General features: G+C 56.1%; 14 protein-coding genes. 9 read left to right on the top strand and 5 right to left on the bottom strand.

Features of this window, described 5'->3' with window-relative positions; all coding sequences use genetic code 11:
• Positions 1-18 precede the first annotated feature (18 nt).
• Positions 19-1806 (top strand): aryl-sulfate sulfotransferase, encoded by a 1788-nt coding sequence (locus tag CWM58_RS01520; RefSeq protein ID WP_100680036.1) that lies wholly within the window; start codon positions 19-21, stop codon positions 1804-1806.
• A gap of 144 nt (positions 1807-1950) precedes the next feature.
• Here CWM58_RS01520 and CWM58_RS01525 read toward each other — a convergent pair whose 3' ends face one another.
• Complete coding sequence (locus tag CWM58_RS01525) at positions 1951-2337, bottom strand: VOC family protein (protein WP_100680037.1); 387 nt, start codon at positions 2335-2337, stop codon at positions 1951-1953.
• Positions 2338-2567: 230 nt separating this feature from the next.
• Here CWM58_RS01525 and CWM58_RS01530 point away from each other — a divergent pair, with 230 nt between their 5' ends.
• Complete coding sequence (locus CWM58_RS01530) at positions 2568-3401, top strand: DUF6216 family protein (RefSeq protein WP_100680038.1); 834 nt, start codon at positions 2568-2570, stop codon at positions 3399-3401.
• 131 nt (positions 3402-3532) lie between these two features.
• Here the strand turns inward: CWM58_RS01530 and CWM58_RS01535 are convergent, their stop codons facing one another.
• On the bottom strand, positions 3533-4417 hold the full coding sequence (locus CWM58_RS01535) for a LysR family transcriptional regulator (RefSeq protein WP_100680039.1): 885 nt from the start codon (positions 4415-4417) through the stop codon (positions 3533-3535).
• A gap of 172 nt (positions 4418-4589) precedes the next feature.
• Here CWM58_RS01535 and CWM58_RS01540 point away from each other — a divergent pair, with 172 nt between their 5' ends.
• From CWM58_RS01540 to CWM58_RS01550, 3 genes are all read left to right on the top strand, one after another.
• Positions 4590-5726 (top strand): alpha/beta hydrolase, encoded by a 1137-nt coding sequence (locus tag CWM58_RS01540; protein ID WP_100680040.1) that lies wholly within the window; start codon positions 4590-4592, stop codon positions 5724-5726.
• Between the two features lie 65 nt (positions 5727-5791).
• Positions 5792-6994 (top strand): MFS transporter, encoded by a 1203-nt coding sequence (locus CWM58_RS01545; protein WP_100680041.1) that lies wholly within the window; start codon positions 5792-5794, stop codon positions 6992-6994.
• A gap of 78 nt (positions 6995-7072) precedes the next feature.
• Positions 7073-7942: an aldo/keto reductase gene (locus CWM58_RS01550; protein ID WP_100680042.1), complete on the top strand. Its 870-nt coding sequence runs from the start codon at positions 7073-7075 to the stop codon at positions 7940-7942.
• A 7-nt stretch (positions 7943-7949) separates the two neighbouring features.
• Here CWM58_RS01550 and CWM58_RS01555 read toward each other — a convergent pair whose 3' ends face one another.
• On the bottom strand, positions 7950-10637 hold the full coding sequence (locus CWM58_RS01555; protein ID WP_100680043.1) for a response regulator: 2688 nt from the start codon (positions 10635-10637) through the stop codon (positions 7950-7952).
• Positions 10638-10639: 2 nt separating this feature from the next.
• A complete protein-coding gene (locus CWM58_RS01560) occupies positions 10640-11074 on the bottom strand; it encodes a globin (RefSeq protein ID WP_025714185.1) in 435 nt (144 codons plus the stop codon).
• A gap of 106 nt (positions 11075-11180) precedes the next feature.
• On the opposite strand from CWM58_RS01560, the gene CWM58_RS01565 reads away from it, so the two are divergent.
• From CWM58_RS01565 to CWM58_RS01580, 4 genes are read left to right on the top strand one after another with little or no spacing between them, the layout of a single operon-like run.
• Positions 11181-11435 carry a hypothetical protein gene (locus CWM58_RS01565; RefSeq protein WP_100680044.1) on the top strand — a complete coding sequence of 85 codons (255 nt, stop codon included), beginning with the start codon at positions 11181-11183 and terminating at the stop codon, positions 11433-11435.
• A gap of 8 nt (positions 11436-11443) precedes the next feature.
• Complete coding sequence (locus tag CWM58_RS01570; protein WP_100680045.1) at positions 11444-12658, top strand: PP2C family protein-serine/threonine phosphatase; 1215 nt, start codon at positions 11444-11446, stop codon at positions 12656-12658.
• Positions 12648-12818: a hypothetical protein gene (locus CWM58_RS01575; protein WP_227520691.1), complete on the top strand. Its 171-nt coding sequence runs from the start codon at positions 12648-12650 to the stop codon at positions 12816-12818. The genes CWM58_RS01570 and CWM58_RS01575 overlap by 11 nt, the downstream gene beginning before the upstream one ends.
• Complete coding sequence (locus CWM58_RS01580; protein ID WP_100680046.1) at positions 12811-13281, top strand: ATP-binding protein; 471 nt, start codon at positions 12811-12813, stop codon at positions 13279-13281. The genes CWM58_RS01575 and CWM58_RS01580 overlap by 8 nt, the downstream gene beginning before the upstream one ends.
• A gap of 52 nt (positions 13282-13333) precedes the next feature.
• Here the strand turns inward: CWM58_RS01580 and CWM58_RS01585 are convergent, their stop codons facing one another.
• Positions 13334-13522: a cold-shock protein gene (locus tag CWM58_RS01585; protein ID WP_071839087.1), complete on the bottom strand. Its 189-nt coding sequence runs from the start codon at positions 13520-13522 to the stop codon at positions 13334-13336.
• Between the last annotated feature and the right edge of the window lie 101 nt (positions 13523-13623).

Consider the following 13623-nt stretch of genomic DNA (forward strand, 5'->3'; position numbering starts at 1 on the left):
TTATTTAAGGAGCAACATATGGGACATCCTTCCGTTTACCCGACCGGCGCCACTCTTTACGATCCGCAGCGCGCCTGGAGCGGCTACACCCTTTTCCAGGCCACCGAACACGGCGCGGTACTGGTGGATATGAATGGTCACGTGGTGCGGGAATGGCCTGAACTGCATGGGTTTCCCAACAAAATTCTGCCCGGCGGCGCCATCCTTGGCCACAGCGGCGAGCGCGACCCGCGCTATGGCATGCAGGATATGCTCGATCTGATCCAGGTGGACTGGGAGGGCAACGTAACCTGGAAATTCGACCGCTACGAAAAGGTCAGCGATCCCGGCAACGAAACGCGCTGGATGGCGCGCGCTCATCACGACTATCAGCGAGCGGGTAACCCGGTCGGCTACTACGCGCCGGGGCTGGAGCCGCAGGTGGATGGCGGCAATACCCTGATCCTCGCCCACACCAATCTGGTTAATGAAGCGATCTCCGACAAGCTGCTGCTGGACGACACCATTATTGAAGTCGACTGGCAGGGCAATGTGGTCTGGGAGTGGCGCTGCAGCGACCATTTTCATGAGCTGGGCTTTGACGATGCGGCACGCACCGCGCTGTACAATAACCCGAATATGCGCGCCAGCGGCGGCGGAATGGGCGACTGGATGCATATCAACTCGATGTCGGCGCTGGGACCGAATAAATGGTATGACGCCGGCGATGCGCGCTTCCATCCCGACAACATTATCTGGGACGCCCGCGAATCCAACATTATCGCCATTATCGATAAGCAGAGCGGCAAAATAGTCTGGCAGCTCGGCCCGGACTACAGCAAACCGGAGCTGAAGCACATCGGCTGGATCATCGGCCAGCATCATGCGCATATGATCCCGCAGGGGCTGCCGGGCGCGGGAAATATCCTGATTTTCGACAACGGCGGTTGGGCCGGATACGGTGCACCTAACCCGGCGTCGGCGGATGGGGTGAAAAACGCCTGGCGCGATTATTCACGGATCCTTGAGATCAACCCGCTGACCCTCGATATTGAGTGGCGCTACTCGCCTTATGAAGCGGATCTGCCGCAACCGACCGACTCCTATCGCTTCTACAGCCCGTATATCAGTAATATGCAGCGCCTGGAAAATGGCAATACGCTGATTAACGAAGGATCGAACGGCCGCATTTTTGAAGTGACCCGCGATCACGACATTGTCTGGGAATATATTTCGCCGTTCTGGGGCAAGACGCTGAATAATAATATGGTTTACCGCGCCTACCGCATTCCTTACGCGTGGATCCCGCAGCTTGCGCAACCGCAGGAGACGCCGATTGCGGCAGTCGATGTCCGCACTCTGCGTCAGCCGGGCGCGGCGGCGGCGGGCCCGGCGCAGAGCGTGGTGCGCGTGGCGGGCGTACAGCCGTACAGTAAAAGCGCCGATGCGCTATGCGTAGCTACCGATAACGATACGCTGCGCCGTAGTCCGAAGCTGTTCCGCGTTGCGGAAAGCGCATTCCGGCCGATAAGCGCGGCGAGTGAACTGCAGGGTGAACGACCCGTGCTGCTGTTCGTTGGCGCGGAGCGCTGTGTGCATTGCCGTAAACTCTGGCAACTGCTGGCCCATGAAAAACTCAGCCAGCGTATTGCTCAGTTTGAAACGCGCTATCTGGATGCCGATCTGCATCAGGAACTGGCCAGCGACCTCGGCGTACGCGGCCTGCCGACGCTGCTGCTGATAACATCGGGCCAACCGATATCGCGCGCACCGACGCAATACTCAGTGGCAAGTCTGCTCAACTGGTTGAACAGTGTCAGCCTGTGATGCTATCCAGTTGAGAGGATAACTGTGGCGCTGCGGCTTGCAGCGCCAGTTTCTCCAGCTCTCCCTCTCTCGCTACAGCAGAAAGCGCACTTTTCTGGCAGTATGGCCGACTGATACCAGGTCCAACCCTCTGAAAGCGAAGCATCAGAAGATCTCATCTGCTGTGTTTTTGTCATGATGCTCAACGTATTCGGCAATCATGCCATCCGGATGCCGAACCAGCATGTTCCAGCCGGTGGGCACGGCCTTCACCGGGTTGATAATCGTTGCTCCGGTGGAAGGCAGATGTTTCTCCCAGGCGGTAATGTCGTTGACCAGGAAAGTGGCCTCGGTGGCGCGAAAAGGCGCCAGGCTTTTCTCGGTTCCGCCAATTAAAAGCACAGAACCTACCTGCGCCAGTTTGAGATCGTATTCGGGATAGTCGAAACGCAATCTGGCCGTCTGCGCGATAAGGTTTTCATAAAACGAAACGGTCTCTTCAAAACGGGTAATCAGCACGCATCGACGGATCAGGATATTGAGGACTTTCATTATATCTCCTTCGCCATTTTCTCAGAGATAGCGTAGCAGCACTGAGGTGGAATGTAAGGCTCAAGTAGCAGAAGTGCGTGACGTATAGTTATGGCCTGCGTATAAGAAGATATCGGCAATGACCTTGTGCGCTGGATAAGAAAAGTTGCAGTTAAAAAATATTTATTTTGTAATGATGCTGTGGTGTGATTGCTGAGCATGCGATTAGCGGGATGATTAAGAGGGGATAGATGGAAAGTTTAATTTCTTCGATATGGAATTTTGATGGACTGATAAATAGCGCGTTAATTTTTGTTACTTTTGGCTTATTAGGGGTGTTTATCTGGAAACGGGCAGGATCCGCATATTCTTTATTGAACCGGCTATGGGAGTTCTGCCTGGGAGGGAAAACGTTTCACGACGGTAAAATAAATGCATATTTCAATGAGAGAAATGATGTTGAACGCTTTAATGTTTTATTTAATGTCGGCGCAAGAAATAAAGAAGAGATCAAGTCGCTGATTAACTGGACAAAAAAGAAAAATATAGATATTCGTCATGTCACAGCCGCGAAAGGATGGTTTGAAATATCAACGCTTAAGGCAATAAAACCATTATTTATCGCTAATACTGGCGTATTTGTCTCTTGTGTGTTAACTATGCTGCTATTATCAAATTTTATGTTGCTGGCATTGAAGCCATCCGCATTAGTACGATTAGGCGACGACAAGTCATGGGTTTGGATTAATGATCATATTGCTGAGAGTTCGATCTGGACCAATAATTACCTTCCCCTGAACTGGACTGAGTGGAAGCTCGATAAAAAACAGTGTGAAAGTGAAGATTTCGATAAAACGGCTTTCTCAGAAAAAGCGGGGATAAGTGTGGGCTCGGTTGACAGGATTTGTGAGAACTTTTCAAGTGGTTCGTTGAGTGATACTCTAAATAACATTATTAAAAGTCAAAAGCTGGCATGGGTTTTGGCTATTTACCCCTTCATCTTTACGATCATTTGCTTTTTTAGCTTGTTACGTAGAGGTGCTGCTTCTAAACTTTATAATGAAGTACATAACTCACAAAATTAATATTTATATAAATTCATTTCCGCCTGGCATGACTATTTGCATAGATCGGAATTGAATGACAGGTCCGAGTACAGACGCTGTCTCTGGCTGCTACCGGTTGCCTGTTGCCTGTTGCCCGCAGGCAACCTCTGCTACATTCGCAATGTATCAATGACCGCTCTCAGCGCGGGCGACACATTGCGGTGCGGGTAATAGAGAAATGAACCTTCCAGACGCTGGCTATAACGCTGGAGCACCCGGATAAGTGTGCCCTGGGCTAGATCGTCGGTAATCAGCTCTTCCGGGACATAGGCCAGCCCCAGACCGAGCCTCGCCGCTTTGGCCTCCATATAGCTATCGGCGAAAGCCCACTGTCCCTGAGGCGGGTGGGTGATTTTTTTGCCATCCACATTAAGTTCCCAGGCGTAAAGGCTGCCGTCGCCGAACTGATAAGCGATGCAGGGGTGGACGACTAAATCGGCGGGCGTTTGTGGAAAGCCGTAGCGGCGAAAATGTTCCGGGGTACCGACAACAGCCATCTCCATATCGGGCGAAATGCGTACCGCAATCATACCACTCCCGACTTCCGGGCCCAGACGCACGCCCGCATCGAACCGCTCCGCAATAATATCGATAAACCGGCTTTCGCTGATCAGTTCCAGTCTGATATCGGGATAGCGGTGTTTAAATACTGCCAGCTTCGGCAGCAGGACTTTATCAATGGCATGCTGGCTGGCATTGATGCGTACCGTACCGGAGGGCGTTTGACGATAGTGGGCCAGCGTGGCGAGTCCCATATCTAAGGCGTCGAAACCGGATTCGACATTGTGATAGAGCTGCTCACCCGCCTGAGTGAGCGACAACCGGCGGGTGGTACGCACCAGAAGCTGAACGCCCAACCGTTCTTCAAGTTCGCGAACCGCACGGCTTACCCCGGACTGCGCCAGGCCAAGTCGTTGCGCTGCGGCGGTAAAACTGCCTTCACGCACCACCTGCATAAACAGATAAAGGTCATTATAGTTTTCCCGTTTCGCCATTCTCCCGCCTCGTCATCCACATGCCATTTAGAACAATATGGTATTAATTTTAGCATTTTTTACCTACTAATCAGAACCATTACTGCTGGCTACACTAAGCGCACGACAATAAAGCAAAGCTGCATTGTCTACCGGAGACTTGCATTGATCACGTTTATTTAGGGGAATTTTGATGACGGTTTTCACCAAAAAACTGACAGCCGCGATACCCGCCATGCTGCTTTGCGCCTCATTAAGTGGAGTGACAACGATGAGCTATGCTGAGACAACTAACCCGAATGCGCCTGTTTCATTGATTGAAAAATGGGATAAAACGTTTGCTGAGAGTTCGAAAGTGGATCACCGTAAGGTGACCTTCCAGAACCGCTACGGGATAACCTTAGTTGGCGATCTCTACCTGCAGAAGGATCGCGGCGACCGCAAACTGGCAGCTATTGCCGTGAGCGGTCCCTTCGGCGCGGTAAAAGAGCAGTCCAGCGGCCTGTATGCCCAGACGCTGGCCGAACAGGGGTTTGTCACCCTGGCGTTTGACCCATCCTATACGGGCGAAAGCGGTGGCTACCCACGCAACGTGGCCTCACCGGATATCAATACCGAGGATTTCAGTGCCGCGGTGGACTTTCTGGGCCTGCAAAAAGAGGTGGATCGCAACCGTATCGGTTTGCTCGGCATTTGCGGCTGGGGCGGTATGGCCCTAAACGACGCGGCGATGGATACACGCGTCAAAGCGGTGGCGACCAGCGTCATGTATGACATGAGCCGCGCGATGGGGCATGGGGTAGGCGATGGCAAAGACCGCTACACGACAGCTGACCGCCGAGCGGTACTGCATTACCTGAACGCGCAGCGCTGGAAGGATGCGGCAAACGGCACTTTCGCCCCCGGCGGGCATGACATTTATGTCGATGATAAAGGCAACGTCAGCGCTGCCGATCGTATTTTGCCGGAAACCTTGCCCGCCAACCCCAATCCGGTCCTGAAAGAGTTCTTCGATTATTACCGTATGCCGCGAGGTTTCCATGCGCGTTCGGTTAATTCAACCGGGGCATGGAATGCGACGATGCCGCTGTCGTTTATGAATATGCCGCTGCTGAGTTACGCCAGCGAAGTGACTATTCCGACGCTTATTGTGACCGGCGAACAAGCCCACTCACGCTATTTTGCCGAAGATGCCTTTAAGGCGATCGGCAGTAAAGAGAAAGCGCTGGTGATTGTCCCTGGCGCAAACCACGTCGATCTCTATGACAACGTCGCGGGCAAAATTCCCTTTGCTACATTCACGCAATTTTTCAAAACCAACCTGCAATAGCTCTCCTGTGCCGGAGACATCCCCAAAGCCGCCTGCAGGCGGCTTTGTTTTGTCGGAGATAAATAATGTCTGGATTACATAATACCCGCGCATACTGGAGCGGCGTCCTGGCGATGACGCTCTGCGTATTTGTGCTCATTGCCTCAGAGTTTATGCCGGTCAGTCTGTTGACACCCATCGCGGGTGATTTACACATTACCGAGGGATTAGCAGGCCAGGGGATCGCGCTTTCTGGCGCGCTGGCGGTACTGACCAGCCTGACGATTTCCCGTCTTACCGGGTCGCTGGACCGTAAATGGCTGTTGCTGGGGCTCACGGCGTTGATGGCGGCCTCAGGATTGATGATTGCCCAGGCGTCCAGTTTTCCGGTTTATATGCTGGGCAGGGCGCTCATCGGGATCGTCATCGGCGGATTCTGGTCATTGTCGGCAGCAACGGCCATTCGGCTGGTGCCGCAACGCCAGGTTCCCCGCGCGCTGGCCATTTTTAACGGTGGTAACGCATTGGCCACGGTCGTGGCAGCGCCGCTGGGCAGCTACCTGGGGGCCACCGTCGGCTGGCGCGGCGCCTTTTTATGTCTTGTCCCGCTGGCGGTGCTGGCCTTCGTCTGGCAATGCGTTAGCCTGCCGTCGATGAAAAGTCCGCGCGCACCACAGCGGCAGGGATCGGTGCTGCGTCTGTTCCGTCTTTCTACGCTATCCCTGGGATTGCTGGCCTGCGGGCTGTTCTTTATGGGGCAGTTTACCTTATTTACCTATGTGCGACCGTTTCTGGAGACGGTGACCCGGGTCAGTTCTTCTGGTCTGCCACTGATATTACTGGCGATTGGCGTCGCTGGTTTTGTCGGCACGCTGCCCATTTCGACCGTTCTGCACGCCCGGTTTTATCCGACGCTGGTGGCTATCCCTTTGGTTATGGCTGCGATTGTCGGAGCGCTTTTGCTGGCCGGGCACCATACCGGTGCCGTCACCGTACTGTTAAGCCTGTGGAGCCTGCTGGCGACGGCGGCGCCCACCGGCTGGTGGACATGGATTGCGCGGACGCTGCCCGAGGAGGCGGAGGCGGGCGGTGGTCTAATGGTTGCCGTGATCCAGCTATCGATTGCCCTCGGGTCAACGGCAGGCGGCCTGGTGTTTGATAGTCTGGGATGGCACAGCACTTTTGCACTGAGTGGTCTGTTACTGCTGGGCGCGGCAGGGGTGACTTTTCTGCTCTCTGTCAAAATCAGATCATCTCAGCGCACTGCGATTAATGAATTGAATGCATAAGTCAAATCAGGAATGACAGGCTAATCGTGACCGCGTTCCTGTCTTACCATGGTGTTTTAACAAGAGGGGAGCTTCACCGTGGAATATTCCGTATTAAGTAACAACCTAAAAATGCCGATGCTGGGCTTTGGCGTTTTTAAGGTGACCGATAAAGCAGAGTGTAAGCAGTCGGTGCTGAACGCCATTCGTACCGGCTACCGCCTTATCGATACCGCTGCCGTCTATGATAATGAAGATGCGGTGGGGGAGGCCGTTCGCGAAGCCATCGCCGAAGGTTTGTGTACCCGTGAGGCGCTATTTATTACCTCCAAACTGTGGATTCAGGACATGGACAACACCGGGATGGCGAAAGCCGGGATTGCCGCGTCCTTAAAAAAATCCGGGCTGGAATACTTCGATCTTTATCTGTTGCATCAGGCGATGGGCGATTATTTCAGCGCCTGGCGCGCGCTGGAAGACGCGTATGAAGCCGGGAAGCTGAAAGCGATTGGCGTCTCCAATTTCTACCCCCATGTGTTAGCTAACTTCTGCGAAACCGTCAGAATCATGCCGATGGTGAACCAGGTTGAACTGCATCCTTATTTCGCGCAGCCTGCGGCGCTGGAAACCATGAAGCATTATCACGTTCAGCCTGAAGCCTGGGCGCCGTTAGGCGGCGGCAGACATCACCCGTATGAAGATGAAATGCTGCAGGGGATTGCCGATACCCATCAAAAAACCATTGCGCAGGTTATCCTGCGCTGGAACGTGCAGCGTGGCGTCACGGTGATCCCTAAATCCACCCGCCAGGAGCGTATTGAAGAGAACTTTGCCATCTGGGATTTCTCGCTCACCGCGAGCGAAATGGCGCAGATCGGCGCCCTGGATTTAGGTTACGTTGGCGAAGCGGTGAAACACTTTAACCCTGAATTTGTTCGCGGCTGTCTGGGGGTGAAAATCCACGACTGATCGCGGCTTAGCGTGAAGCCGCCTGCGCTCTGCGATGTAGCCACCGGTGGCAGCCTGTGGTTGCCTCGGCCAGCGCGTCGCGCAGGTCATCTGGCACGGTCCGGTCGGGCGACGTCGCCTGGCTCTCCAACTGCTGGAGCACCCCGGCAAGGCGTTGAAAGCCGAGGGTGACCGCCTCGCCGCGCAGCTTGTGGGCGGTTCGGCGCAGCGTCTCCCGGTCATTGGCGTCAATGGCGTGGGTAAGGGCCGCCGTTGCGGCGTCAAGCCCTTCAGCGAAGAGTCCCAGCAACTCCTCGACCAGCTCAGGATCGTCGGCGCACTGTTTTAGCAGACGGGCCTCATCCGGCAGGCCTTCCTCTTCCTCCGGACCGCTATCTTCCGCTGCGCCGACGCGGGCGATGGCTTCCCTCAGCGCCTCCTGGCTCACCGGTTTGGCGATATAATCGTCGAAGCCCATCGCCAGACAGCGCTCTCTATCGCCCTGCATGGCGTGGGCGGTCATCGCAATCGCGGGCTGGTGCTCCCGGCCCCGCGCTTGAGTCTCTTCGCGCAGCAGGCGGATGGCGGTTTCGCCGTCCATCTCTGGCATTTGCAGATCGATCAGCAGGAGATCCCAGCAGGCGGCGCGCCAGCGCTCCAGCGCCTCCCGGCCGTTATTCACCACTTCGCAGCGGTGGCCAAGCTGTTCCAGCAGTCGTCTGGCGACCTTTTGATTCACCAGGTTATCTTCGGCCAGCAGGATATGCAGCCCGGTCTGGTCCCTGACCGGTCCCGCAACGGGGGCTGGCGCTGTTGTCGCTACTGGCGTGGGGACCAGAATCCCGGCGATAACCTGATGCAGTTCGCGCTGCGCCACCGGTTTATGCAGATAGTGGGCGATACCGATGCGCTTGAGCATATTGGCGTCAAAATGGCGGCTCATGGAGCTGAGCATAATGATCTGGCTTTGACTGGCCTCGGGCAGGGCGGAGAGTTCCAGCGCCAGCGATACGCCGTCCATATCCGGCATCTGCGCGTCCAGCAGGATCAGTGGCCAGGGCGGCCCTTCGGCGGCCCGGCGTAGCGCCTCACCAGCGTTGTCCACGCAGGTCGGTATCAGTCCCATCTGGCGAAGCATGGTGTCGAGCAGGCGCAGGTTGGTGCTGTTGTCGTCAACCACCAGCACCCGCTGGTTGTTGAAGCGTCCCGGCGGGGCGCTACCGGAGGCGGCGGCGTGCAGGCCTTCCAGCGGCAGGGTGAAGGCAAATTCGCTGCCCGCCCCGGGCTGGCTCTCCACCGTCAGCTCGCCGCCCATCAGGCTGACCAGGCGGGCCGAAATGGTTAACCCCAGCCCGGTGCCGCCGTAGCGGCGGGTGGTGGAGCTATCGGCCTGGCTGAAGGCCTCGAAGATCGCCTTTTGCTTCTCCGGGGCGATGCCGATGCCGGTATCGCGTATGCGAAAGCGCCAGCGGCTTTCGTCGTCGGCCGGCGCAATCGCCAGCAGAACCTCCCCCTGATGTGTGAACTTCAGCGCATTACCCAACAGGTTAGTCAGGATTTGCCGCAGCCGGGGGCCATCGACGATCAGCACCTCCGGTACTGCAGGTGAGATGTCCACCAGCAGCTCAATGCCCTTTTCGCTGGCGGCAGGCATATGCGGGCGGATCAGCGACTGGATAAAGGGGCGGATCTCCAGCGGCTCTTCGTCCACCTGCATCTTGCCCGACTCAATGCGTGAGAAATCAAGAATGTCGTTAATAATGTGCAGCAGCGACTGGGCTGAGCTCATCACCAGCGAAAGGTACTCCCGCTGCTCCGCGGTCAGCGGCGTATCGAGGCACAGCTGGGTCATGCCGAGAATGCCGTTCATCGGGGTGCGGATTTCGTGGCTCATATTGGCGAGGAAGGCGCTTTTCGCTTCGTTCGCCTCGCGGGCCTCCTTCGCCGCCTCAATGGCCAGCAGCTCTGCGGCTTTGCGCCGGGTAATATCCTGCAACGTCCCGATCACCCGCTCTGCCTGCTGCTGCATATTGAGGGTGACGATCTGCCCGGAGAGCAGCATCCAGCGCCAGCCTTGCGTCGGGTGCTGGACGCGAAGTTCACATTCAAAAACCGGCATATGCTCGTTTTGCGAGGCGATCATCGCCTGCTGCAGGGTAGCGCGATCGTCCTCGTGGACCAGATTGAGCATAAAACGCAGCGGATAGCGCCACTGTGCCCGCGACTGGCCGACCATCGCCAGCAGGGTGTCATTCACCTGCAGGTTGTCGTGGGAGACCTGCCAGTCCCAGATACCGATCTGGATCGACTCCGCAGTGAATAAAAAATCGTCATGAAGCTGGTGACGTGCGCGTCGGGCCTCGTCAAGCTCGGTGATGTCGGTATGCAGACTGACAATTCCACCATCTGCCAGCCGCTGATGCTGAACGTAAATCCGGCGGTTGCCCGACTGGCGGACCTCGCAGTGGTTCGTCTGGCGGCAGTTGCGGATAATCGTCTCGCGTAGCGTCTGTTGCCGACCAGGGTCGATGTTATACCCGGCATCAATGAACTTCTCCGCCAGGCTCTCCAGGGGGGCGCCGACGGCGAGCCAGGGCGCGATCGCAGGATAAAACTGCGCCACCTTATCATTCCAGGCCTGCAGTCGTTCGCGCTCATCGTAGATCATCACCGCCGAGGGCAGGACGTTGAGGTCGACACGGTTAGCGGCGCACATGATTACTGACCTGCGGTCTGATAGTGGAGCTCCGCCTGGCGGCGTAGATACTCAAGACCAGGGGCGATGGCCATCGCCCATGCAGTGAGGATCTCTTCATCGCACAGCGGATCGCTGGCGCGGACGGTTTTGAGCATGGCTTCCCGCCACAGCGCAAAAAAACGCGGCGGCAGGCGCAGGCCTTCCTCGCTCTGCTCGCGCGCCAGCCGTTCCAGAAAATCGGGTACGAAGAGGTCGCCGTTGACCGCCAGCATGGCGAAAAAGCTTTTAAAGATCATCTGCTGGCCTTCCTCGCCCGGGCGTCGTGAGAAGTGCTGCTCCGTCTCGGGCGACATATGGATAAAGGTGCTGTAGAAGGCCTGGAAAAAGCGCTTTTTATCGTGCTCCGGTACGACGCGATTCAGGCTGGCTTCAAAAAGATCGCGATAAAACTTCATGGTGCGTTCCTCATGACCCGTTCGCCCGGCAGCGGCCGGGCGGGTTAGGATCCGCAGGCGACACGCGCTGGCCATGCATGTGTTTTCCCCTTACAGGATTTCCTCGTTGCCATTCTGCGGTAAAGCGGGCCGCCGCTCACCCGTCTTTATCCAGCATCAGCCACACGATACTTTTGCTGACCAGCCATTTATCGCCGGTTTGTCGCTAAAGTCGATTGGCGTTGCCGTCAGGTTGGAGTATAGCCTGGTTGACAACCCCATTGCTGATGAGCAAGCCAACCCGCTACTGACTAAACTGATAGCGTACAGCGGCAAGTTTCGTGAAGGCACGGTCAGCCTTATCTGGTTCCTGCCGATTTAGGAGGCGCAATGTCGGTGCAGCACGTCCTGATTGTTGAAGATTCACTGGTTTATCGTCGGCTGTTGAGTCGAATGTTGATGCAGTGGGGTTATATCGTCAGCGAGGCGGAAAACGGCGTCGCTGCGCTGACGATCCTGGAGAACCAGCCCGTCAGCCTGGTGATTAGCGACTGGGAAATGCCGGAGATGAATGGCCTGACGCTGTGCCGGGAAGTGCGCCGCCGCCAGTTTGGTCACTATGTTTATCTGATATTGCTCACTGCCCGCGAAAATCCAGGCGATCTGACGCTGGGGTTTGAGGCCGGTGCCGATGATTTTCTCAGTAAGCCGGTGGAGCAGAGTGAACTGCGGGCGCGACTGCACGCCGGGGCGCGGATCCTCTCCCTTGAAGCCGACCTCGCCGCGCGCAATACGCGGCTAAGCGAAGCACTGCATCAGATTGAACAAGATCTGGAGCTGGCGGCGCGCATCCAGCAGTCGGTTCTCCCGGCCCATCAGCTGCGCCATCAGGGTTTTTTCTCCGACTGGATATTCCTGCCGTCGGCCTGGGTGTCGGGGGATATTTTTAATGTTTTCACGCTGGGGGATCATCTCGGATTTTACTGTGTGGATGTCTCCGGCCACGGTGTGGGGGCGGCGATGATGTCGCTCGCCGTCGCCCGCCAGTTTCTGCATGGCAGGGCGGTTGAACTTTTTCTTTTCTCTGCTGATAACCAGCCGGCATCACCTGCCGAGGTAGTGCAGATCCTGAATGGTCGTTTTTGTAGCGACGAGGCAGAGATCGTCAGCTATTTCACCCTCATCTATGGCGTCATTGACCTGGCAACCGGCGAGGGGAAACTGTGTCAGGCCGGGCATCCCACACCGTTTGTCGTCACTGTGGATGGAGGTGTGCGCTCGGTCGGCAGCGGTGGGGCGCCGGTGGGGTTGATGTCCAATCTCACGTGGTCAGATGTTAGCTTCTCGCTGGCGGCGGGTGAGCGGCTGTGCTTGTTCAGCGACGGTATCACCGAATGTGAAAACCGTAACGGTGAACAGTTTGGCGAAGCGCGCCTGCAGCGCCGTCTGCAGGATGGCGTAACGCTTTCGCTACCCACGCTGCTGGCGCAGTTTGCCGAGCATCTTACTTGCTGGCGCAATGGTGATGACCGGGAGCCGCAGGCAATGGCTGATGATGTTTCACTCTTGATTATTGAACGTACAGGGGACAGTGATGAAAATTGATACCGAACGGCAGGCCGCGGTCACGATCCTGACGCCGGCCGTGCGTCGGCTGGATACTTCCGTCGCGGTGGCCTTTAAAGCGGCAATCGCCAGTGAGACAGGTGAAGCTCGTACCGATCTGATTGTTGATTTCAGCAAAATTGCACAGCCAAATGAGTGACGTGCCCGTGAATAACATCATGATGTTTCCTGCTGAACTCACCTCGCTTTCACCGCTGGCGGAGTGGCTTGCCCAGCGAATGGCGCCGCTGCCTGTTGCGGACGAGTGGCGTTTCGCGCTCGATCTCGCTGCCTGTGAAACGGCAACGAATATTATTCGTTATGCGCTGCATGAGGATCGGGAAAGTCGTTTTGGTGTGGAATTTAGGGTCGCGGACCGACGGGTGATGCTGCGCTTTACCGACGCGGGGGAAACCTTTCCCGCCGAGCGCCTGGCGCTGGCGCGTAGCGATGAGCGCTTCGATGTCGATCCGTTAGCGGAAAGTGGTAGAGGCTTGCGACTTATTTTGCGCGCGGTGGACTATTTTAACGTTGAAATGAATGCAGGGAAGAATATCACCACCCTGATAAAAGCGTTGCCTGATCCCGGCGTTAATTATTCAACCGACAAAAACTGCGATTGAAAAAAAGACGTTATCCCCAGGCGGATAACGGGCACTCTTTTCCTGCGCATTCTTATTGTTGCGCGTGCGCGGTGGACAACGCACCCAGATGATGAGGGCGGATAGCATCAAATGTCATCATCGCCGATTTGCAGAAAATGCATTTCGCACCAAAGGGATTTTTTTCAGTCACGTCAAACTGGGACGTTCTGTACTGGGAGCCATGGCAGCATGGGCATCTAAAATGGATATGTTCGATCATAATGTAAACCTTGTATGGGTAATGTTCTGTTGAAAAGACAATGGTCGTTTTCAGGGAAATTAACGCGGCTGATTTTAGTTAGTGGTAAGCCGGGTATTGGA

The organism is Klebsiella sp. H-Nf2 (genome assembly GCF_002806645.1).
In the GTDB taxonomy this organism is placed as follows: Bacteria; Pseudomonadota; Gammaproteobacteria; order Enterobacterales; family Enterobacteriaceae; genus Klebsiella; species Klebsiella variicola.

What these genes read in the sequence shown, in the direction of transcription:
- CWM58_RS01520 (WP_100680036.1), top strand. Translation starts at nt 19, where the DNA reads ATGGGACATCCTTCCGTTTACCCGACCGGCGCCACTCTTTACGATCCG.
- CWM58_RS01525 (WP_100680037.1), bottom strand. Translation starts at nt 2,337, where the DNA reads ATGAAAGTCCTCAATATCCTGATCCGTCGATGCGTGCTGATTACCCGT.
- CWM58_RS01530 (WP_100680038.1), top strand. Translation starts at nt 2,568, where the DNA reads ATGGAAAGTTTAATTTCTTCGATATGGAATTTTGATGGACTGATAAAT.
- CWM58_RS01535 (WP_100680039.1), bottom strand. Translation starts at nt 4,417, where the DNA reads ATGGCGAAACGGGAAAACTATAATGACCTTTATCTGTTTATGCAGGTG.
- CWM58_RS01540 (WP_100680040.1), top strand. Translation starts at nt 4,590, where the DNA reads ATGACGGTTTTCACCAAAAAACTGACAGCCGCGATACCCGCCATGCTG.
- CWM58_RS01545 (WP_100680041.1), top strand. Translation starts at nt 5,792, where the DNA reads ATGTCTGGATTACATAATACCCGCGCATACTGGAGCGGCGTCCTGGCG.
- CWM58_RS01555 (WP_100680043.1), bottom strand. Translation starts at nt 10,637, where the DNA reads ATGTGCGCCGCTAACCGTGTCGACCTCAACGTCCTGCCCTCGGCGGTG.
- CWM58_RS01560 (WP_025714185.1), bottom strand. Translation starts at nt 11,074, where the DNA reads ATGAAGTTTTATCGCGATCTTTTTGAAGCCAGCCTGAATCGCGTCGTA.
- CWM58_RS01570 (WP_100680045.1), top strand. Translation starts at nt 11,444, where the DNA reads ATGTCGGTGCAGCACGTCCTGATTGTTGAAGATTCACTGGTTTATCGT.
- CWM58_RS01575 (WP_227520691.1), top strand. Translation starts at nt 12,648, where the DNA reads ATGAAAATTGATACCGAACGGCAGGCCGCGGTCACGATCCTGACGCCG.
- CWM58_RS01580 (WP_100680046.1), top strand. Translation starts at nt 12,811, where the DNA reads ATGAGTGACGTGCCCGTGAATAACATCATGATGTTTCCTGCTGAACTC.
- CWM58_RS01585 (WP_071839087.1), bottom strand. Translation starts at nt 13,522, where the DNA reads ATGATCGAACATATCCATTTTAGATGCCCATGCTGCCATGGCTCCCAG.